At 59.9% G+C, this 20,423-nt stretch carries 24 protein-coding genes and 1 pseudogene; 18 read left to right on the forward strand and 7 right to left on the reverse strand.

Going from position 1 to position 20,423, the window contains the following annotated elements; translation table 11 throughout:
• Together IE187_RS20310 and IE187_RS20315 are read left to right on the forward strand one after the other, a co-directional pair.
• Positions 1-1,160, forward strand: a 1,160-nt coding sequence (locus IE187_RS20310) for an aldo/keto reductase (RefSeq protein ID WP_308435305.1), incomplete at its 5' end; no start/stop codon positions are given.
• A 298-nt stretch (positions 1,161-1,458) separates the two neighbouring features.
• Entirely contained in the window at positions 1,459-1,608 is a 150-nt protein-coding gene (locus IE187_RS20315) for a sigma factor-like helix-turn-helix DNA-binding protein (RefSeq protein ID WP_229839611.1), read from the forward strand.
• Positions 1,609-2,490: 882 nt separating this feature from the next.
• Here IE187_RS20315 and IE187_RS20320 read toward each other — a convergent pair.
• Entirely contained in the window at positions 2,491-2,697 is a 207-nt protein-coding gene (locus tag IE187_RS20320) for a hypothetical protein (RefSeq protein WP_189677828.1), read from the reverse strand.
• Between the two features lie 360 nt (positions 2,698-3,057).
• Here IE187_RS20320 and IE187_RS21845 point away from each other — a divergent pair, with 360 nt between their 5' ends.
• The 6 genes from IE187_RS21845 (at position 3,058) to IE187_RS20345 (ending at position 6,852) form a co-directional block, all read left to right on the forward strand.
• Positions 3,058-3,261 carry a DUF6961 family protein gene (locus tag IE187_RS21845; protein ID WP_438810942.1) on the forward strand — a complete coding sequence of 68 codons (204 nt, stop codon included), beginning with the start codon at positions 3,058-3,060 and terminating at the stop codon, positions 3,259-3,261.
• A 618-nt stretch (positions 3,262-3,879) separates the two neighbouring features.
• Complete coding sequence (locus tag IE187_RS20325; protein WP_229839613.1) at positions 3,880-4,524, forward strand: plasmid pRiA4b ORF-3 family protein; 645 nt, start codon at positions 3,880-3,882, stop codon at positions 4,522-4,524.
• Positions 4,525-4,710: 186 nt separating this feature from the next.
• Positions 4,711-5,307: a DUF4337 family protein gene (locus tag IE187_RS20330; protein ID WP_189677829.1), complete on the forward strand. Its 597-nt coding sequence runs from the start codon at positions 4,711-4,713 to the stop codon at positions 5,305-5,307.
• Positions 5,308-5,310: 3 nt separating this feature from the next.
• Positions 5,311-6,012, forward strand: a complete 702-nt coding sequence (locus IE187_RS20335; protein WP_189677830.1) for a DUF1345 domain-containing protein — start codon at positions 5,311-5,313, stop codon at positions 6,010-6,012.
• Positions 6,013-6,239: 227 nt separating this feature from the next.
• Positions 6,240-6,572: a hypothetical protein gene (locus IE187_RS20340; RefSeq protein WP_189677831.1), complete on the forward strand. Its 333-nt coding sequence runs from the start codon at positions 6,240-6,242 to the stop codon at positions 6,570-6,572.
• 13 nt (positions 6,573-6,585) lie between these two features.
• Positions 6,586-6,852, forward strand: a complete 267-nt coding sequence (locus tag IE187_RS20345; RefSeq protein WP_229839614.1) for a hypothetical protein — start codon at positions 6,586-6,588, stop codon at positions 6,850-6,852.
• Between the two features lie 217 nt (positions 6,853-7,069).
• On the opposite strand, the gene IE187_RS20350 is transcribed toward IE187_RS20345, so the two are convergent.
• The 3 genes from IE187_RS20350 to IE187_RS20360 all read right to left on the reverse strand — a co-directional run bounded on the left by IE187_RS20350 (position 7,070) and on the right by IE187_RS20360 (position 10,403).
• The gene (locus tag IE187_RS20350; protein ID WP_189677833.1) at positions 7,070-8,317 is read right to left on the reverse strand and encodes a magnesium transporter MgtE N-terminal domain-containing protein; all 1,248 of its coding nucleotides are present in this window, start codon (positions 8,315-8,317) and stop codon (positions 7,070-7,072) included.
• 69 nt (positions 8,318-8,386) lie between these two features.
• Entirely contained in the window at positions 8,387-10,012 is a 1,626-nt protein-coding gene (locus IE187_RS20355) for an Nramp family divalent metal transporter (RefSeq protein WP_229839615.1), read from the reverse strand.
• A 112-nt stretch (positions 10,013-10,124) separates the two neighbouring features.
• A complete protein-coding gene (locus IE187_RS20360) occupies positions 10,125-10,403 on the reverse strand; it encodes a metal/formaldehyde-sensitive transcriptional repressor (protein ID WP_189677835.1) in 279 nt (92 codons plus the stop codon).
• A gap of 74 nt (positions 10,404-10,477) precedes the next feature.
• Here IE187_RS20360 and IE187_RS20365 point away from each other — a divergent pair, with 74 nt between their 5' ends.
• The 6 genes from IE187_RS20365 to IE187_RS20390 all read left to right on the forward strand — a co-directional run bounded on the left by IE187_RS20365 (position 10,478) and on the right by IE187_RS20390 (position 14,539).
• Entirely contained in the window at positions 10,478-11,866 is a 1,389-nt protein-coding gene (locus IE187_RS20365; protein WP_438810943.1) for a carbohydrate porin, read from the forward strand.
• Positions 11,867-12,248: 382 nt separating this feature from the next.
• Entirely contained in the window at positions 12,249-12,452 is a 204-nt protein-coding gene (locus tag IE187_RS20370; RefSeq protein WP_189677836.1) for a hypothetical protein, read from the forward strand.
• A gap of 155 nt (positions 12,453-12,607) precedes the next feature.
• Entirely contained in the window at positions 12,608-12,817 is a 210-nt protein-coding gene (locus tag IE187_RS20375; RefSeq protein ID WP_189677837.1) for a hypothetical protein, read from the forward strand.
• Complete coding sequence (locus IE187_RS20380) at positions 12,814-13,776, forward strand: tyrosine-type recombinase/integrase (protein ID WP_189677838.1); 963 nt, start codon at positions 12,814-12,816, stop codon at positions 13,774-13,776. Before IE187_RS20375 ends, IE187_RS20380 begins: the two co-directional genes overlap by 4 nt.
• A gap of 66 nt (positions 13,777-13,842) precedes the next feature.
• On the forward strand, positions 13,843-14,244 hold the full coding sequence (locus tag IE187_RS20385) for a type II toxin-antitoxin system RelE/ParE family toxin (protein ID WP_189677839.1): 402 nt from the start codon (positions 13,843-13,845) through the stop codon (positions 14,242-14,244).
• The gene (locus IE187_RS20390; RefSeq protein WP_189677840.1) at positions 14,210-14,539 is read left to right on the forward strand and encodes a helix-turn-helix domain-containing protein; all 330 of its coding nucleotides are present in this window, start codon (positions 14,210-14,212) and stop codon (positions 14,537-14,539) included. Before IE187_RS20385 ends, IE187_RS20390 begins: the two co-directional genes overlap by 35 nt.
• 175 nt (positions 14,540-14,714) lie before the next feature.
• Here IE187_RS20390 and IE187_RS20395 read toward each other — a convergent pair whose 3' ends face one another.
• On the reverse strand, positions 14,715-15,905 hold the full coding sequence (locus IE187_RS20395) for a DUF2252 family protein (RefSeq protein WP_189677841.1): 1,191 nt from the start codon (positions 15,903-15,905) through the stop codon (positions 14,715-14,717).
• Positions 15,906-16,152: 247 nt separating this feature from the next.
• On the opposite strand from IE187_RS20395, the pseudogene IE187_RS20400 reads away from it, so the two are divergent.
• The 4 genes and pseudogenes from IE187_RS20400 to IE187_RS20415 form a co-directional block, all read left to right on the forward strand.
• Positions 16,153-16,551: pseudogene (locus IE187_RS20400) on the forward strand (recombinase family protein); the annotation flags it as partial.
• 221 nt (positions 16,552-16,772) lie between these two features.
• Positions 16,773-17,078 (forward strand): hypothetical protein, encoded by a 306-nt coding sequence (locus IE187_RS20405; protein ID WP_189677842.1) that lies wholly within the window; start codon positions 16,773-16,775, stop codon positions 17,076-17,078.
• Positions 17,079-17,100: 22 nt separating this feature from the next.
• Positions 17,101-17,733, forward strand: coding sequence for a hypothetical protein (locus IE187_RS20410; protein ID WP_189677843.1), 633 nt, complete (start codon positions 17,101-17,103; stop codon positions 17,731-17,733).
• A 136-nt stretch (positions 17,734-17,869) separates the two neighbouring features.
• Positions 17,870-18,379: a hypothetical protein gene (locus IE187_RS20415; RefSeq protein WP_308435306.1), complete on the forward strand. Its 510-nt coding sequence runs from the start codon at positions 17,870-17,872 to the stop codon at positions 18,377-18,379.
• Between the two features lie 103 nt (positions 18,380-18,482).
• On the opposite strand, the gene IE187_RS20420 is transcribed toward IE187_RS20415, so the two are convergent.
• Both IE187_RS20420 and IE187_RS20425 read right to left on the reverse strand, forming a co-directional pair.
• A complete protein-coding gene (locus IE187_RS20420) occupies positions 18,483-19,529 on the reverse strand; it encodes a glycoside hydrolase family 130 protein (RefSeq protein WP_189677844.1) in 1,047 nt (348 codons plus the stop codon).
• Entirely contained in the window at positions 19,526-20,293 is a 768-nt protein-coding gene (locus IE187_RS20425; protein WP_189677856.1) for an SDR family NAD(P)-dependent oxidoreductase, read from the reverse strand. Before IE187_RS20425 ends, IE187_RS20420 begins: the two co-directional genes overlap by 4 nt.
• Between the last annotated feature and the right edge of the window lie 130 nt (positions 20,294-20,423).

Consider the following 20,423-nt stretch of genomic DNA (forward strand, 5'->3'; position numbering starts at 1 on the left):
TAAACCATCGAAATGAGGGGTCCCTTTTGGACGCCGATCACCCCGCTAAGGGGGTCCTTTTTGCACGCCGATCCACAGCCCCGCTTCGTTTCCCTCAGGAGAACCCCATGCGCTACAACATCCTCGGCCGCACCGGCCTGTTCGTTTCCGAACTCTGCCTCGGCACCATGACCTTCGGCGGCGGGAGCGGCATCTACAGCAGCATGGGCGGTCTGCAGCAGAAAGACGCTGACGGCCTGGTCAAGACCGCGATCGATGCCGGCATCAACTTCATCGATACCTCCGATGTATATTCGAAAGGTCTTTCCGAACAGATCACGGGCCAGGCGTTGCGCAACGTCGGGATCGCACGCGAAGACGTGATCGTCGCCACCAAATTTTTCGGGCCTACGGGCGACGGCCCGAATGCGCGCGGCACGTCCCGCTCGCATATGCTCTACGCGCTTGAGGGGAGCCTCAAGCGCCTCCAGGTCGATCATATCGATCTTTACCAGATCCACGGCTTCGACCAGATCACGCCGATGGAGGAGACGCTGCGGGCGCTCGAAACGGTCGTGCAACAGGGCAAGGTCCGCTATATCGGCGTCTCCAATTGGGCCGCCTGGCAGATCGCAAAGGCAGTCGGCATTTCAAACCAGTTCAATTTGAGCCGCTTCGCGTCGCTTCAGGCGCATTACACGATCGCCGGACGCGATTTGGAGCGTGAACTGGTGCCGATGATGGAATCCGAAGGCATCGGCCTGATGGTGTGGAGTCCGCTGGCGGGCGGCTTTCTGTCGGGCAAGTATGGCCGCGACGGTGCCAAGGATGGCGACAACCGCCGCGCCACCTTCGATTTTCCACCGGTCAATGAGGAACGCGGCTATGACGTCATCGACGCGATGAAGCTGATCGCGGATGCCAAGGGCGTGTCGGTCGCCCAGATCGCCCTCGCTTGGCTGCTCCACCAGAAGGCTGTCACCAGCGTCATCATCGGCGCCAAGAAGCCGGAGCAACTCGACGACAACATCGCCGCCACCAAGGTGGCGCTGACCGGTGCCGAGCTGAAAACACTCGATGAGGTCAGCAAGCTGCCCGCAGAATATCGCGGCTGGGTATTTGAGTTCCAGAGCAAGGTCCGTGGCGACCAGCTCAAGCAGGAACCACGCGGGGCTTCATGACTTCCAACGGCCTTCCCAAAAGGGAAGGTTCATCGAGACAGCCGGGCAGTTTGGACCGATCGCCTACGTCGCGGCCAACCGCCTTTCCCGAAACCTGTTCCCGAATGAGTTTTCCCGAAATTGCCCGTTGGACATGGAGAAACGGGACGCTCCGCAAACGAGGGTCTGCGTGACAATCGCTGGTCCTGTTCGATCTTGAGCGATCCATGTCATGCAACCCGTCACTTAATCTATGCGCCGCAAAGGCTCAGGCTTAGCGTACGATTCCGAACATCCTCTCACCCGTCCCCGGCATCGGATGCTCGGCAAGCTCATTCCACACCGCAGAGATGCGGTTCTGCTTGCGGGAAAGGGCGTGTTGATCGAGGACGCCGCATGCCAGCTCGTTATCCCAGAAGGTACCTTCAAGAGCCGGGTGGCGCGTGGCAGGGCGCATCTCCGGATCTGATCGAGGACCCTGATGCCGGCCGCTTTTGCCAAAACGTGCAAGGACAAACTCCGGGAACGCCGGAACTGGAAAGGTGTGCCGATTGCATAGCGGTTTCATCGAGATAACAGCAAAAGCCGGTCGTTCGTGATGCGAAAACCAAAGTTTTGGATTGACGCTACAATCACCCGCGCGAAGCTCGCGTAATCCCGTGGTGGCCTCTCAATGTGAATTTTTGGCAGAACGGGTGTCGCACCCGGGCCCAGCTTCCTATATCCTTAGCGCAAGTCTGGAGGCATATGCTCAAATTCGTTGTTTACCGGCCGCCGTCCCTCGGGCTGCCATTTCTCGCAATCGCGATCAGCGCGAATGGGCGAGAGGCAATCGCAAAGCCTTTTGTAAACGAGCTTAAAGCGATTGCCTATAAAGACGCGCACGCTCTCTGGACGTTTGAACAGCTAAAGGCAATCGAGTGTACCTAAAGGCAACGCGGAGAAGCGCCCGCCGACGCGATTAGGCCGGCGGTCATGATTCACAAAAAAATCGCGTCCGCCGAAATTGAGGGCAGGCGCGAGGCGTCCAGCGCCGCCGCGTAGCTGGATCAGCTTGGCGGGAACAGTCGGCGGGCAATATGACGCCGAAGAGACGACCCCGCCCAAGCGGGCGGGGTATTAATATTAAGATGCAACCATCCGCTCGCGGTGCAACCACTTTAAAATGCCTTAACTGATACGTCTGCATCAATGCTCTAGGCTATCGTGGAACATGTAACAGTGCTGATCCAGTGCCGCCAGATGGTGGAGCATAGTACAGTGAAATGGCTTGGCGTGGCTATAGATCCGAACCGCGGACTGCAAAAACGGGAATGCCGCCAATTTGGCGGCATTCCCGTTCAGCTACGCCTTACTTGTTCGAATGCTCATGAGCCGTCGACGTGTGGGTATGCGCCTGCGTGCTGTGCTCTTTGGCTGTGCCCGCATGCGTCTTGGCTTCGTCATGCTTGCCGGTCTCGTGATGATGCGCGGCTTGGCGATGATGATGCGCTGCAGCATCATGATGTGCAGCGGCGTTATGATGATGCTCGCTGGATGCGTGCTTAGTAGTCGCCATTTCTAGTCTCCTACGTTTTTCGACCGCCGATGTTTCCGGCAAGCCTGGTTACCCGATTGTTGTCGGGCATTGTCCAAACCCGCGAAAACCCAAAACGTTCGTCGCACGATCCTGTCTCGGCCGCTGCTCAGCTGTCGCAAATCTCATTCTAGCGCGCTTGACCGTTTGGCAGAGCCCGCTCAACGTACCAACCGGTGTCGTACAACCTTGGCAACCGCTGCCGCGGTGCGCTTGACGGGTTTATCGCCGAGGTGATCGGGGTTACATCCGCGAGCATCTGGTTGACCGGTCGCTCCCAAAGACCGATCCGCACGCCCGAGCCTTCGAGGAGCTGATCGACATCCTACATTCGTATCTGACATGACAAAGGACGAGGCATGGGCGGAAGCGCTAATCCTCCACCGGACGTTGGGCGAGAGGGCGCCTGTTTACATTGCCGAGCGGATCGCGATGCTCGCCCGGGTTGGTAATGTGGCGGGTGTAACGCGCTGGCGAGAAATCGCGAACAATGTCGATGAGCTTGGATCGTCCGGCGCAGATGCGCAGCCTCTTGGCAGTGCGTGACGGACAACTCGTTCACCGAGCTACGAAGGGGTTCCTTCCCCGCTTTGATTGACGGACACTCGCTCGCTTGCCGGGAACCGATGGTAGAGCTGCCGGTTGGATCGGTTCCAAGATTCCATACGCTAAGCGTGGCCCTATCCCCAAAAACACTTTCCGTCGATTGTTAGATGACGCCCCGATCGCGGCTGAGCGGTGTCGATCGAGCCGTGTCGCATCCCAAACCTGCCTCCCGCTTCAGTCAAAAATTTCCAACCCGCCTTACATATGATAGTGTCCTGTATCCCCAATACGGTGTCACAATCGGCAGAGACTGTTGAAAAAGTCGGGCTGGCGCAGTTTGTTGCGCAGGATTGTAGCTTTGGAATAAGCGGCTGCCATCGACTGACGCGATCTTCTACATGCGAAGCCAACTGCGCATGATCGTGTCTCGATCTACTTCGACGCCGACTTTGTCAACAGCCTCGGCAGGTTTGCTACCAGCCGGGTTTCGGCAGACTGAGGTAAAAAGGTCTATTTTTCTTATAATCTCGCAGATTGGAATATCTTACGGCCGTCGTTCCGCGAGTAACCCAACGAGTATGAGTGTCCTGCCTATTGTCGTGTAGAGTAGGCTCGGGCATGTTTTGGGCCATGCTCGATCCCTTCGACCCCGAAAGCTTCATCGTCACCGCGGATATCCACATTGTCGGGATCCAGCCTCGGATCGAGCGCACCCTTGAGCTGCCCGCCAAACTCAACTTCGCGCAATTCCACGAGGTTTTGCAGGCAGCATTCGGCTGGACCGATAGCCACTTGCACCGCTTCGATGTCTGCGGACTGACGATCGGCGCACCCGAGTTCGACGATGGCGACGCATATGGGGCCCGCACCTTTGAGGCCAGCGAGGTGCGAATGCAGGACCTCTCCTTCCCCTACGGCGAGGATGCCAGTCTCCATGTTCTGTACGTGTATGATTATGGCGACGATTGGCATCACCAGATCGTGTTACGTCGTCGGCTGCGCGAGCCGAACGTCAGCTATCCTCGATGTGCCGGAGGTGTGCGGGCGGGTCCGCCCGAGGATGTAGGTGGGTACTCTGGCTATGCCGACTTTCTGGAAGCATGGCTGGATACTGGTCACGAGGAGCATAAGGCGGTGCGCCGGTGGGCAGGGCGTAAGTTCGAGCCGGAGCGCTTCGATCTCGAAGGGACCAACAAGGCGATCATAAAAGCTATGCGAGCTGCGAAAGGCAGCTACCGATTTAGGCATATCCGTTCGCATTGAATGCCTGTTTACACGTGTCAAAGCCGGTCGAGATTTTGAAAAGTCGCATTGGAGCAGTTTGTTGCGCAGGATTATAGCTTTGGCGTCAGCAGCGGCTGTCTATTAACCGATCTTCCGCATATTAAAGTCTGACTTGAACGGAAAACCACCGACCTCGATGCCCGACCAGTGTGAACGGAAAATTTGATGGAAGCAGATGAAGCCAGAGATCTTATTGACGAGGCGGTGGAGCGAGCGGAATCAGAACGAGAGACACAGGAAAGCGCGGAGCGCTCGGCGGAGCGCCAGCTCCGAGAAAGGGTATCGATCCTCATCGGCATCCTCGCTGTATGTCTGGCCATCGTGCACATGGCCGCTGCGGGTGCGGCACGGACCAGCCTCTTGAACGGCATCGAGGCGTCCGATACCTTTGCTTACATGCAAGCAAAGATTGTCCGAGAGACGGTCTATAAAACCGCAGCGGCGGGCACAATTAGTCAGCCAGACCGGGTCAGCTTCACGCACGAGGCACACCGTCTAAGAGCGCCGGACTCAGCGCGACACGGGATTGGTCAACTTCAAATAGAAGGTGATCGACTGCGCCGAGCAGGCGAGGTCGCAAGGTCGGCGGGCGAGGGTTACGAATTGGGAGAGACAGCGCTCCAGATGGCTATCGTTTTGCTATCGATCGCGCTTGTTGCGAAGTCCAAGCCGATCCTGTTCGGGGCGTGTGGGCTGGCCATAGCTGGCATCGTCATCGCGCTCCTTACAAAGTTCGGCGTCGCAATACCCGGGCTCGGCTGAACTATGAGCGCCAAGCTAAAGGCGATCCATACGCACGCGCTGGATTTCTGGTTGGCGCGGAGTTCCGTTGTCGTGGTCTGTGCCTTGCAGCTCCTGATCATCAATAAGCTCACCCTTGGTCCACAGTGGTTCGGCCCCGCGCTCGAGTTTTCGCTGCTTGCCCCCTTGTCGATGGCGACCGCATGGACGCAGGGCCAAGCGCGCGAAGCGACAGCGGATCACCATTGGCACCGCGTCGCTCGATGGCGGCGAGGCATCAGGAAATTGGCGGTGACGCTCACTGCCCTTGTATCGATAATGAACCTCGCCGCGCTCATGATGCTAGTGAAGGCGCTACTGGGCGGCCACTCCGGAACGAGCGGCCAGACCCTCCTTCTCGATGCAATCAATATCTGGACCACGAACGTCATCGCCTTCGCGTTATGGTTCTGGAGTATCGACCGGGGAGGGCCGGCTGCACGCGGGCTGACGGAAAGCGAGGTAGACGACTTCCTTTTTCCCCAGATGACCCTGGACCAGTGCAAAGGGTGGTCGCCGGGGTTCGCCGACTATCTGTATGTGTCGTTCACCAATGCCACTGCGTTTTCTCCAACCGATACGATGCCGATGACAGGACGAACCAAGCTCTTGATGATGGCGGAATCGGTCATATCACTTTTGACAATTGCTTTGGTTGCAGCCAGAGCCGTGAACATTCTTGCCTAAGACACGCAGCCGGTCTGGTCCAAAGGGCCCGAAAATCGAGTTACCGTCTTGTGAGTCAAAGCCCCGTTTCGACGATTATCTAAAAATATCGCCCTCTGACCGAGCATTGCAGGCGGCTAGCGGAGTTTTCAGCGCTCCGCAGCCTTTATGGGGTCGGTTCCGCCTGAGGGCGAAATGACACCCTAAGCGGATCGGCCGGATTTGGGAGAATAGGGGTCACTGCATATGTGGACGGCGACACCGAGGACGAGGCGGCACGGGCGTTCGAGAGCCTTCGCGCCGAGGTGTCGTTGATGCGCCGGGCCGTCGAGCGGCTGGCGGCCGAGAGTGCAGAGAGCAGCCATGCGCCGGACTATTCCGAGACGCTGGGCGTCATTTCGCAGAACCTCTCCGCGACCGCGCAGCGGGTCGATGCACTGGTAAAGAGCCCGGCCTTGTCGCTCACGCTCGAGGAGACCAGTCGGCAGATCGGCGCCGCCAGCTTCGACGCGAGGCGGGAGGATCACCGCCTGTTCCTCGTCGCGAAGCAGGGAATCGGGAATCGACGAGGTAGCGACTAAGCTCCGCCACCAGTTGGAATCGCATGTCATGGCGGCCGAGCAGCGGCGCCGGCTGTGGCAGGTCGGGCTCGCCTGCCTCGCCGTAGGCATGTCGCTTTGGGCGATCCTCGCCGGCCCGATCGCGCTCGCCATGCCAGAGAGCTGGCATTGGCCGGAGCGGATGGCGGCGCGCACGCTCGCCATGCCGATGTGGGAAGGCGGGCAGCGCCTGATGCGAGCGGCGTCGCCCGAGTCGTTCGCCGGCATCGTGGCGCCTAGTCTAAATCGTGATACAGGTTAATGGCCGATACTACGAGAAGAAGACAACGCAAGTACAAATAAAACAATTCCGCAGAAGACGAGATCAAAAGCAAACCTTCTATTAGCTTCTATCGTGCGACGTCTCCTTCTTGAGAGTAGTGATGAACGAGGCGAAAGAAAGCCGCTTCGACGATACCGTCTCATCCGGGATGTGCTTCCGACTTACCTGTTTGAAAATTTAACATTCCACCAGCTCTTTATGACCGCCGTCGCAACCAGTCTCGCGGGATGGCGGCTTCAAGCGCGTCATCGACGGTGACGATGCCGAGCATTCTCTTTTCGGCGTCGACAACTGGTAGGCTGAGCAGATTGAAATCAGCCATCCGGGTAGTGACCGTAATGATGTCGTCACCGGGGGAGGCCATTACCAAATTGCGGTCTGCCGCGTCGCGGAGCAGAGTTTCCGGGGGCAACTGCAGAGCACGAACGAGGGTGAGCGTGCCTGTCAGCGTTCCGTCACTACGGAGACTGTGGATCATCACCAGTGCCTCAGGCTGATGCGTCGAAGCCAATCGAACCGCTTGAAGGGCGTCCCCGATTGTTTTGTCTTCGGAAAGCGCGAGAAAATCGGGGCCCATGAGCCCGCCGGCAGTCGCTTCATGGTATCCCAGAAGGGTAAGAACCTTGGTTCTCTGTCCATCGGGCAGAAGGTCAAGCACAGGCTTTCGGCGCTCTTGTGAGATGTCCATGACCGCGTCCGCGGCGTCATCGGCCCGCATCCGGGAGAGCAGTGCCGCCACATCCTCGTTGCTTCGCGCATGAAGCAGCTTGGCTTGCTTATCGTCGGCGAGTTCCTCGAACACATCGGCTTCGAGTTCCGGGTCCTCATGCACATGGGCGAGCAGGATGTTTTCCTCACGTGAGGATGCCCGCTCAATAATATCGGCGATCTGCGCTGGTTTTAGCCGTGTGATGCGGTTCGCAGCGGAGCGTAATCCCGACGCGCGCTGATCGCCCATGAGCAGCAGGAACGAATGCCAATCCCGTGCGGGATGCTCGTCATGTCGGCCCAAGTGAAACCAGCGGCCTTTGTGAACGTCGAGCCCTGTGACCCTCCATCCGTCCGGTGCCAATGCAAGCCTAACGTCATAGGCTTTGACAAAAGCACTGCGAGCAACGTCGATGAGACGATGCCCAAGAATATTCGCTTTCAACAGCAGTTCGCCGTCTCGCAGCTCGAATGGCCTCAAATCCACCTTGGCTGTGCGCAGACGGACTGATTGCGGGTCGATGCTAACCACATCGCTCATGGGGACAAAATAGCCACCGCCACCCAGGCCGATGACTAACCCCAACAGGAGCGGATAATCATGATCGCGGGGTCTGATTACGACATCCGATAACTTGCCGAGTGTCTGTCCCGCGCCATCGATCACGGCGTGCTTGAGCAAGGACGATAGAGAAAGCGCTTCGTTCGCTCCTGACGGGTCCGGACTGTCACTCACCTGTGAAGTTCCTCTTTTCAGCAACGCCGTCGAGACGGGTCGCCATTGACGATGTTAAGCGATCGGCGATCAGTGTCCAACGGCGAGTTGGTAGATGCGGAAAATGACCATGATCATCGCGATCAGCAGATAGCTCCGCAGGACCGTAAGCCCGATCCGGCTACCGAGCGGCAGCTTCGGGGCTGCTAGCAAGGCAAGCGGCGGCATCCGCCATGATAGGCGTTCCGTTCTATCGATGGCCTTGACCTTGAGGGCGCGAGGATGAAACTGCTGGTACCCGAGAATGCCGGCACCGACCAACAGCGTCAGCAAAGCTCCTCCGATGAGGATGTATAGGATCACCGCCGCGCTGAGATCGGGATACAGAACTCCCGCCGTCAGCACCAGCGACAGGATCACCAGGACGGCAATGATTGCCGTCGTAAAGATGTTCATGCCCCTCGTGTTGACCCAGGGGCCGAGGACTTCCTCGTCGTTGCACAGGAGGAGCAGGAACACGGTTGCGGAGGGTAGAAGCACGCCCGCCAGCACCTGCACGCCCGTGGTCAGTAGGCCAAGCGGGCTGCCCGGAATCAGCACGATGACGGCAGAACCGATCAAGATACCTACGAAAGCCGCGTAGAACCCCTTCGCATCGGAAATCTTGCGGTGAAGCGAATGCTTCAACCCCAGCACGTCGCCCAAGGCGTAGGAGGTCGACAGCCCGACGGCTGCGGCACCGATGATCGAAGCGTCGATCAGGGCGACCGCAAACAGGATACCAGCAGCTTTCCCGACGTGTCGTTCAAGCCCAATGGCCACACCGCCAGCGTCGGTGAATTTGCCGAACTCGCTATGGCCGGCGAACGTCGCTGCCGTGAAGGCGATGATCGCCGTTGCACCGATCAGGACGATAACGATGCCAATCCACAAATCCACGCGTTCGTAGTTCATGAAGCGCGGCGTGATGCGTTTGTCGATCAGGTAGGATTGCTGGAAAAACAGCTGCCAAGGCGCAACAGTGGTGCCCACGATGCCGATGATCAAAAGCACGGCTGTGGAGAGATTTGAGCCAGCCGGTATGCCCGGAACGAGGAGACCACGGCCAATCTGGCCGAAGGTCGGATGGACCATGATGAGGATTGGAATGAGTAGGAGTGATCCCACGATCAGCGTCATGCAGACCCGCTCGAATCGCCTGAATGAGCCGGTGCTTGCCGCGGCAATGACAATCACGGCGGCGATGAGCACCCCGGCAATCTTGGGTAGACCGAGATAATCGAGCCCAAGGCTGATGCCAATGAACTCCGTTACGATCGTGAGCGCATTGAGGATGAACAGGTCAATGACGCTGAACGCGCCCCAAAACTTTCCGAAGCGCTCTAGGATCAGGCGAGCATGACCGACGCCTGCGACCACCCCGAGCCGCAGGACCATTTCCTGATTTATGTAGAGTACCGGCACCAGCAGCAGCAGCACCCAAAGAAGACTGGTGCCGTAATTCTGGCCCGCTTGCGCATAGGTGCTGAAAGCACCCGCATCGTTGTCGCCGGTCATCACGATAAGTCCTGGACCCACGACAGCCAGTAGCGTCATGAGACGGGCTTTCAGCCCCGAGCGAGGAGCTTCGTCGCCTAGGCGGATGGTGCCGAATGCGCCCTCGATATCACCGACGTGCGCTGCGTCGAGCGCCGCGCCGGGCGGCCCTTCGTTCACGGTTACATGCATAGGCGATGATCCGAAGAGAGGAAACAAAGGAGCTGGAGAGAGTCCGCTCTGCCGATCGAGCGAGTTCGCACCCTATCCGAGTAGGTCACCATACTGAGGATTAGGTCAGGTAAGAATGGACGATCGCCACCAGCTCGTCGGCTGCTTGCTTGCGCGGGTCGGCGTCCGGCGCGTTAGGATCCACGAGATGCTCGTGAATATGGTCCTCAATGACTTCAGCGATGAAACCGTTGAGCGCGCCGCGACATGCAGTCGCTTGTTGCAGCACCCGCGCACACTCGTTGTCGGCGCTGACCGCGCGCTCGATCGCGTCGATCTGGCCGCGGATGCGCTTCAGCCGGTTGAGCAGTTTCGCCTTTTCCTTTTCGACGTGACTCATACCGGCCCTTTAACGCTGGAGGTATACCCCAGGTCAGTATATAAACCTTCAAGCGTTGGCTAGTGGGAACCGACATGACCGATCATCTTCGCGCGGCACTCAGCGCAAGCGCGGCCTTGTTCGCGATGGCGGCATCAGCCCCGGTATACGCACAGGTAATCAAAGACACTCCCCCGGCGGTTGCTCAGGAAGCGCCTGCGTCTGTTGCTGAGAAGGCGCCCGTGGCGGAGGAGCGCTTCGCCGTCCGCGGGCAAGCGACCTTTGTCGTGCAGGGTACGCCGGGCTTCGCGTCCCCCTACCAGGGGGGCAACAGCCTAACGCCCAACCAGGCCAAGGAAACCTTCGATGCAACGCTCTACGCTGGTGTGCGCCCCTGGCGCGGCGGAGAGGCGTGGATCAACCCGGAGGTCGATCAAGGGTTCGGGCTGTCGAACACCTTGGGCGTAGCCGGCTTTCCGAGCGCGGAAGCATATAAGGTCGGCAAGCGCGCGCCGTATGTTCGATTGCAGCGGCTGTTTTTTCGCCAGACGATTGGGCTTGGCGGAGGCAGTGAGGCCGTCGCGGGATCATTCAACCAGCTTGCCGGAGCGCGCGACCTAAATCGCGCTGTGTTGACGATCGGCAAGTTCGGCGTGGGTGACGTGTTCGACACCAACAGCTATGCGCATGACGCGCGCGTCGATTTTCTCAACTGGTCGATGGTGGACGCGGGCAGCTTCGACTACGCGGCCGACGCCTGGGGCTATTCAACCGGTGTTGCCGCCGAATGGTATCGCGGTCCCTGGACTGTCCGGGTAGGCGCGTTCAACCTGTCCAAGGTGCCCAACGGCGAGACGCTGGAAAGCGGGTTCGGGCAGTTTCAACTCGATGGTGAGATCGAGCATCGATATACCATCAATGGCAACCCCGGCGCGATCCGAGTGACGGTGTTCCGTAACCGCGGCCGGTTTAGCAGGTTCGACGACGCCGTGACACTGGCGCGCGCGACCGGCCAGCCGGTCGATCCCGCGCTCACTCGCGAGCGGCGAAGCCGCGCGGGGATCAGCGTTAATGTTGAGCAGGCGATGAGCAAGGCAGTGGGCGTATTCGCCCGTGCCGGGCTCGCGGACGGATCGATCGAGCCTTATGACTTCACCGATATCGACCGCACCGCGCAGCTGGGCGCTGCTATTAAGGGCATCAGTTGGGGTCGAGCTTCCGATACGATCGGGATTGCTGAGGTAGTCAACGGTATCGCGGGGGCGCATCGGCGCTACCTGAACGCGGGCGGGCTTGGCGTGCTCGTCGGTGACGGGCGGCTCCCCAATCCGGGCGCGGAGCTGATTACCGAAGCCTACTATAGCTTTGTTGCGAGCAAGATCGTCAGCATCAGCGCCGATTATCAATTCATCGCGAACCCAGGTTACAACCGGGATCGAGGACCTGCCCACGTTCTTGCGTTCCGGCTACATGGCGCGTTCTGAGGCAATCGTGTCCTACTTGCGATAAGCGTTCCGCAGATCAGCTGCCCATCCCGCGCTTAGAGGAAGAGCAGCGCCGGTCTGCTTTCACTCCGCGCCGCCTGAAGTTCGATAGGGTGATCGAACCGCAGGCCCATTCAACTATAATGTTGCTACGTGCCACAACCGGTCGGATGAGCCGCTGCCCCGCGATCCACGCACTTCCGCGGCTTCGAGCGGTACAGAACCCACGTTCAGCATGAGGAGGTCGGCCCGATCGGGCCGGCCGTGTTTTTGTCCCACCGACCCAACCTTTGGGCTTGGCCTTCGGCCCAACAGGATTCACATACTCCGCTACATATGATAATGTCCTTTATCAGATGTATAAACCGGGTTAGCATTTCCTATGTCCTACCGCGTCAAGCTCGTCCCCCGACCGGTCGTCATCGACGCCGATGGCCTGCCCGTCCCTAATTCGCATGTCGTCGAGATTACCTTCCCCGGCGATGCGATTGAAACCGCACTCGGCCGCGTGAACACAATTGTTGGACCTGGCACTGCCAAGGTCCTGGTGGGCGACGCCACGATCCGCGGCGTGCGGCTGTTCTAGAATACCGCATGTCGCCTAGCCTGGACGCACGCAACGCTGTCAAAGCTGTATCCCAAGCCGGCGTGGTACTCGCAGTCTCGGGTTGCGAGCGCTCGATATCCTGGGTGGCGATCAGCTGCGTGGTCGCGGGTCTAGCAGCGACCGGGGACGGCGAAATGTTCGTGCTCGCGCTGGAGGTCGATGACGGCGATACGAGCAGGCTGTTCACGGTAGCCGAGACCGAAAGGATCTGGACAGAGCTGACGGCGATATTGCCGGTCGGGTTGCCGGCAGTCGCGCCGTTTGAGCACTGGGGGGCAGCGTTGGCCAACAAACCCGGCGTCGTCACGCTTTATGAGCGCCCCGCCCCGGCTGTCACGTCATGACGCAGGCTATTGCATTGGCAACGCCGGCCCTGGTGCTGCCCGCGCTGGTGGCATCGGCAGACGAACGCAGCCAACGCCGCTTCCTGGAGTTTTTTGCAGTTACGATCCGCAATCCGCATACCCGCCGCGCCTATGCGCGGGCAGCCGGTGAGTTTCTAGGCTGGTGTGACGCACGCGGCGTTACGTCGATCGCAGGGGTGCAGCCGCTGCATGTCGCTGCCTGGGTCGAGCAGCTCGGGAAAGAAGTTTCGGCGCCGACCGTCAAGCAGCGGCTTGCTGGCGTGCGTCACCTGTTCGACTGGCTAGTGACGGGCCAAGTCGTGCCGGTGAACCCGGCTGCGTCGGTGCGCGGGCCGGCGCATAGCGTCCGGCGCGGCAAGACCCCCGTCCTTGCACCCGATGAAGCGCGGCGATTGCTCGATGCGATCGATGTGACGACGTCGGCTGGGCTTCGCGATCGGGCGCTGATCGGGTTGATGGTCTATTCGTTCGCGCGGATCGGCGCGGCGCTGGCGATGCGCGTGGAGGACGTGTTCGTGCAGAACCGCCGCCTGTGGGTGCGGCTGCATGAGAAGGGTGGCAAGCGCCATGAGATGCCCTGCCATCACAATCTGGAGGAGTATCTGACCGCCTATATCGACGGGTGTGAACTGCGTGACCAAGCCAGGGGGCCGCTGTTCCGCACGATCAGGCGTGGGACCAAGCGATTAAGCGAAAGTCCCCTGCCCCAGGCCAGCGCGTTCCAGATGGTGCGCCGACGAGCCGTCGCGGCCGAGATCGCGACAGCGATCGGCAACCACTCGTTCCGCGCTACCGGGATCACCGCCTATCTAAAAAACGGCGGGACGTTGGAGCGGGCTGCGACAATGGCGAACCATGCCTCGACCCGCACCACCCAGCTCTACGATCGCCGATCCGACGATGTGACGCTGGACGAGGTGGAGCGAGTGCTGATCTAGGTCATCCGGTTGAAGTGTCAAACCTTGTATGATACAAAGTCGGTAAGTGAGGGAGCGACCGGGTCCGTGCGCGTATTCAAGAACGCTTGGTTTCGGAAGTTTGCTCGCAAGGAGAACATCAGCGATGCGGCATTGTGCGAGGCGGTTGCCCGTATTGAAACAGGGCTGATCGACGCCGATCTTGGCGGCGGCTTGATGAAGCAACGGGTCGCACGGCACGGTGCGGGCAAGTCCGGTGGTTATCGAACGGTCCTTGCCTTTCGGACGGCGACACGGGCGGTTTTCATTTTCGGTTTCGCCAAGAGTGCGCGAGACAATATCGACGATGACGATGAGCGTGCTTTGAAAGCGTTGGCGAAGCAGGTTCTGGGATTTGCGGACGCGGAGCTGGACCTATTGATCGCAGCGGACAAGTTCGAGGAGGTAATGTGTGATGGCGAAGATGCAGACCGAAACCTACCGGAGTGAGATCACGGCCGCTGTGCATGAGACGGCAGAGGATTTGCATGAGGTCGGATTGATCGACAAGCGGACCATGCGCGAGTTTGATGCGCTATGCCTTGCGCCGGCCCCTGCCCTCTCCCCAGCCGAGATTAAAGCGATCCGGGAGCAGGAGGCCGTGTCGCAGCCAGTGTTCGCTCGCTATCTTAACGTCTCGAAGAATCTGGTTTCTGAGTGGGAGCGTGGGGCGAAGCGGCCAGGCGGTCCTGCCCTGCGTCTTCTTTCCGTTGTGAGAAAAGGCGGGCTTCAGGCCATCTCTTGATTCCGGACGGCGCGCCTGTTCTGGGCCGCGCTCTATCTCCACTTGGCAGCTCCAACCGAGCCGCCAACCGTTACGGTACGCTAACGAGCATGTGCCGACCTCGACGGCAAGCTTCTGATACCTGGAGGACCCGTCCGTGATGGACGGGTCCTCTTTGATCTATCAGACAGAGACATCAGGCGAGGGCATAGCGCCGACAATGGTCAAGATAGCCGGCCTCGTGACTGCCCGCTAAAGACACGATGCTTTCCCACAGCCAGGTAGGCGCGTCGATGGCGCCGCGGCGGTCGGCATCCAGAATTTCAGCCCAGTTACGCCGCGTCGTGTCATCCATTTGACGGGCGTGTGCCTTGCCGACGACAAAGGCTAGATAATGTGAGGCGGTGACCGCCTGGCCATTGCTGAATTGATTGACCTCCAGCTTCAAATCCTGCGGCGACAACTCGCGAATGAACAGCGACCGACCAAATGCCTTAGTCGCAATCATGCGTTCGCCCAGGTGCGGAGACAAGGCGCGTGCTGCCGCCACCACCCTCTCCGCCGGGTCGGCTGGCATGATCGCTCCAGGCAATGCCGGGGCGATCGGATCGATAGCTTCCTTAAGATCGAGCAGGCCATAGTCTGATCGGCCTGTCGCGTTTTTCAGGCCAATCAGTGCGGCAAAGCGCAGCAAACCAAGAGAGCTGCATCCCTTCATCCAATAAGCGGCATCGACCATCCTGACGCTCCGGTTCCGGTCTTTGTGATCGAGCGACAAGAGCAGGTTCGCGACGTTGGAGGCGCCGAGCATTTTGCCGAGGGTGGCGCGTTCATCCTCCTCCAAGGCCCAAAACTTGTTGCCGAGCGGAATGACTGGATCGAGGCTGTCCAAACGCTCCTTAGCGAGATGCTTCCATTTGCGGCCCAGCGCGCGGCGCTTCACGCTGCGTACCACGTCTGGTTCCGAGCCGACGTCTCCGCTGGTGGGATCGGCCATCGCCTTGGCATAGCCGTCCATCATCGCTTCTATCATTCGCGCAGTCGTGACGCCGGGGAGATCGGAACCCCGAGCGGCTGTTGCCAACGAAAGCCCGAGCCGGATGAGGTCGTGCGCAGGATTGCCTATCACCGCCTGGTCGAGGTCGCGGATCTGCACCTCGATGCGGCCGTTGCCATCATCAATCGGACCTAAGTTGCCGAGGTGGCAATCGCCACAGATCCAGATCGCCGGTCCACGCGGCACCCGCTTCGCCGCTGGCGAGTCTGCCAGCCATTCGTAGAATTTTGCTGTGTTGCCTCGCACATAGGCGTGGGTCGAACGGGCCATTTTCAAAGCGCGTTTGGATTGAAGAAGCGCATGACGTTCATCGCGGGTCGGGCTGGCCATGAGATTCCTTGTGATGTTCCGAGCCAAGAGCGTTCGGGCGCGTCCTCCGTTCCGGCTCGGGAATTAGACTTCCCCCGAGGATCAAGATTATGGAGAAATGACGATCTAGGATGACGCAAAACACATGATAGCCGACACCCCAGACCGGTGCCTTCGCCGAACCACACGCGCCTCGGCCCATAACGATCGATAAACCCTGTCGCTTTGATAGAGCGTTCGGAAACTTGCTTTCGGGGGTTTGTCGTACATGCTTGTCGGATATATGCGAGTATCGTCAGCTGACAATCGCCAAACGGTTGATCTCCAGTGCGACGCGCTAGTCGCAGTCGGCGTCGATCATCGGAATCTCCATACCGACAAGGCATCCGGCGCGCGCGACGATCGGCCGGGGCTGAAAGCTTGTCTCGACTATCTGAACGCGGGCGATACGCTGGTCGTGTGGAAGCTCGACCGGCTCGGACGCTCGCTGCCCCACCTGCTGACGATCGTCACCGACCTGAAGGCGCGCGGCATCGCGTTCCGGTCGCTGACCGAGCAGATGGATACGACCACTCCGCACGGCGAGTTGCTGTTCTCGCTGTTCGGCGCATTGGCACAATACGAGCGTGCGCTGATGCGCAAACGAGTGGTGGCGGGACTATCCGCGCTACATCATTGTGTCTGAAACAAAACCAAGTTTCAGGGCCCCATAATCAGCGCCGACCGGGCACTTCTGTAATTCTGTATTGTCGAGCTTTCGCAGTCAGTATCGCCACGAATGGATCGGTCCCGTCCCGACTCTTCTCGACAGGCCAAGCGCTAGAAAAACGGCTTGCACCCAACTTTCCAGTTCGATCGTTTCAGCGTCTCGATAACAGGAGAGTGTCCATGCAACGTTTCATTATCACGGTCGCTGCCGCGGGTCTGCTCGCAACGGGCGTGAACGCCCAGTCGGCCCAGAACGGATCGCATAATCCGGTGGTGAAGGACGGTTCGCCCAAAACAATCGCAGCGCCTGCAAAAGGCGCCAATTCCTTTACCGAGAACCAGGCACGCGGCCGGTTCGCTAAGGCCGGCTATTCCAGCCTGTCTAAGCTCACCAAGGCCAATGGCTTGTGGCAGGGAACGGCCATGAAGGGCGGCAAGCAATTGTCGGTCATGCTCGACTATAAGGGCAACATCACCGCTCACTGATCCCTTTCATCGGAGAACTCCCATGTCCAAGACCATTACCCGCCTGTTTGACAATTATGCAGATGCCACCAACGCGGTGCGTGAGCTGGAAGGCCTCGGCATCTCCCACAATGATCTCAGCATCGTTGCGAACAATGCTGACAAGACCCACGGTGAGCATGTCGACGGGGATCATGACAACGTGAACGATCACGGCGACGTTGGTCGCGGCACCAGCACCGGTGCGTTATTGGGCGGCGCGGGTGGACTGCTCGCGGGTCTGGGTTTGCTTGCCATTCCTGGACTTGGGCCGATCGTGGCGGCCGGCTGGTTGGCTGCGACCGCCGCAGGTGCTGGCATTGGTGCCGCAGGGGGCGCTGCCACAGGGAGCATCGTCGGCGCGCTCAAGAACGCCGGCCACACGGATGAGGAGGCGCACGTCTATTCGGAAGGTGTTCGCCGCGGCGGTTCGCTCGTCAGTGCGAAGGTACCTGACGATCTCGTCAGCGAGGCAGAGACTGTGCTTCAACGGAACAAGTCGGTCGATGCAACGACGCGAGGGCAAGCTTACCGCAATAGCGGATGGAGCAGCTTCGACGAAAACGCGCCGGCTTACACCTCCGAACAGGTTCAGCGCGAACGCAGCCTGTACGGCAACGAAACTTCCCGTATCTGAACGAATGTGGCTCGCTCGATCTGTCGGGCGAGCCACGCGCCATTATCCTCGCGACAGCCGAACTGTATGTTTCGGAACTGCCCGTTGCCAACAAGCATTTTCCAAGTTGCTCGCATCGCGTGCCAAGGAGAGACCGATGAACAGAATATCGTTTATAACCGCAGGCCTGATGGCCATTTCCGGTCTCTCCGTAGGCGCAGGGGCGCAAAGTTATGGTCGTGATGACCAACGAGCGGAGCAAGATCAGCAGCAAGGTCGCGATCAACGCGGTTACGACCGACGCGATCAAGGTCGCTATGACCAAGGCAATCGCGATCAAGGGAATGGAGACGGTCGCTGGCATGGCGAGCGCGACGGTAATTGGGACCCGTCGAATAGCTATCAGGACGGTCGCTACCGCGAGCGTCGCTTGTCCACAAACGACCGTGTGTATCGCGGCAGCGACGGGCGCTATTATTGCAAGCGCAGCAACGGGACCACTGGGCTTGTCCTCGGGGGCGTAGGGGGAGGTCTGATTGGCAACGTGCTTGGGGGCGGGACGCTTGGAACGCTGCTTGGCGCAGGTGGCGGTGCGTTGCTGGGCAAGACCCTCGATCAGAATCATGACCGCCAGCAGAACCGCGATAACGGCTACCGTTGCCGCTAGCGGCCATTTGCCGAGGTGATCCACCGGCACGGACCCTGGCGCAGCTTCGGCAGACCCGGGGCGGGTTCACCTCGTAGGCTGAAGCGGCTTGGCATCTCGGCCTTCAGCTTCGCTTCAGGCGTGCTCGCGACAGACGCCTGTCCTCTAGAGAATAGTATAGCCAGACCTCGCCGTTGCGACTGATGACGGAGGCGGCGAAAGCGATGTCGCTCGCCGTCCGGTCGGGGACCGGCGGCGGGGTGATCAGCGGTTCGATGCAGCGGTCGACTACGCGGGTGAGTTTGCGGTCGAACGCCACCCAGCCGATCCGCCAGCGTGCATCGTGCGTCGCGCCGTTGTAAAACATCACCGGCATCTCAGGGTCGTCGAGCAACATCGGACCTGTCGACAGGTGCCAGTTGTCCCACCCGTCCTCCCGCGGCATGAACGGCGTTGGCTGCTCGTCCCACGGCCCATTCACCTTGGGGCCGATCGCCAAGCCTACGCGGCTCGCCTCGTCGGCCGCATATTCGTAAAACAGGCTCCATCGCCCATCCTTCTCGCGATCGACCGTGGCCTCCTTGGTGTTGCCCAGCGACTTTGTGGAGGCAAGCGCCACGCCCGCTTTCACCAATCTGTCGACACTCGGCCCGGCGGCATAGAACATCTCGCCATGCGCCATGTCGGCCTCGACACCGGTGTAATAGACGACGTAGCTCCCGTCCTCCATCTTTACCACGGTGGGGTCTTCCACACCGCCCGAATCCTTCTCGCCCGTACTACCGGGCAAAATAGAGGCCTGGTCGAGCATCGCAAAGTTTACGCCGTCATTGCTCCAGCCGGCCCAGATAATGCCGGTGTCGGTCATCGGCTCGCCGGGCCGCGTCACCGCGCGCACCATGATGCCGAACCGGCCGTCCGGCTCCAGCCAGACATATGGGCTCATCAAATCGCGCGCCATCAGCAGCGGCGGACCCATTAGCTGAATGTCCTGCAGTTCTTGAACGTTGAAATCGACTGAGCCGGATGACGGATAGACCAGCACCTTTCGGTCGCCGGTGACGCTGTCGGCGCGCAGCCGCGACCGGATGACCGGTACGCCGGGCGCGATTTCGGTCTGGTTGGTGGCGGCGGCGGGCGACGTAGGCGTCGCGGGCTTGTCCCCGATCATGCGCCAATCGCTTGCATCAGCGATAGGCCGCCATCGATCACGATCCTAGCGCCGGTGATGTAGGTGGCCTTGTCGGAGGCAAGAAACACGGCGAGATCGCCCACCTCCTCGGGTCTGCCCGCCCGGTTCATTGGGATGTTCTGTTCCAGGGTCTTGCGATAGACCGGATCGGCGCTGGCGCGCTCGTTCATCGGGGTCAGGATCATGCCCGGTTCGATGGCGTTCACGCGGATGCCATTCGGCGCCTCCTCAATCGCAAGCGTTTCGATCAAATTGGTCAAGCCGCCCTTGGCGGCGCAATAATCGGCTCCGCCAGCCCGGACCGCATAGGCATGGATCGACGATATGTGAATGATTGCACCGGGGCTATTTGCGGGCCGGTCACGCACGAAACGGCGCGATGTCAGGAACGCGCCGGTCAGGTCGGTATCGAGCATGCGCTGCCACTGCGGCATCGTCATTTGCCGCACTGGAACGCCTGCCATGTTGATGCCGGCAGAGTTGACCAGAACGGTAACGAGCCCGAATGCCTGCTCGGCGGCCGCGAATGCCGCCTCGACCGATGCCTCGTCGCCGACGTTGCATTGGACCGCGATCGCGTCGCCGCCCGCCGCTTTCACCTTTGCGACGGTATCGCCTCCATCGTTATGGGCATCGTGGAACAGCACCACCACCTTGTCGCCGAGCGCTCCGAACGCGATCGCGCAAGCCGCGCCAATCCCGCTTTCCGCGCCGCTCACTAATACACACCTACCGTTCGCCATAACGTTGCCTTTTTCGAGGATTCTGCGATCGCCATGCTTCGGCTTAGGAATGTTCAATCTGCTGCGCGATTGCCGTTGCGGGTTTAGTGAGGAGGCGTAACATCCGATCTAATCAGCAGGACAAAAAAAG

It is taken from the genome of Sphingomonas glacialis, from assembly GCF_014653575.1.
Classification (GTDB): Bacteria; Pseudomonadota; Alphaproteobacteria; order Sphingomonadales; family Sphingomonadaceae; genus Sphingomonas; species Sphingomonas glacialis.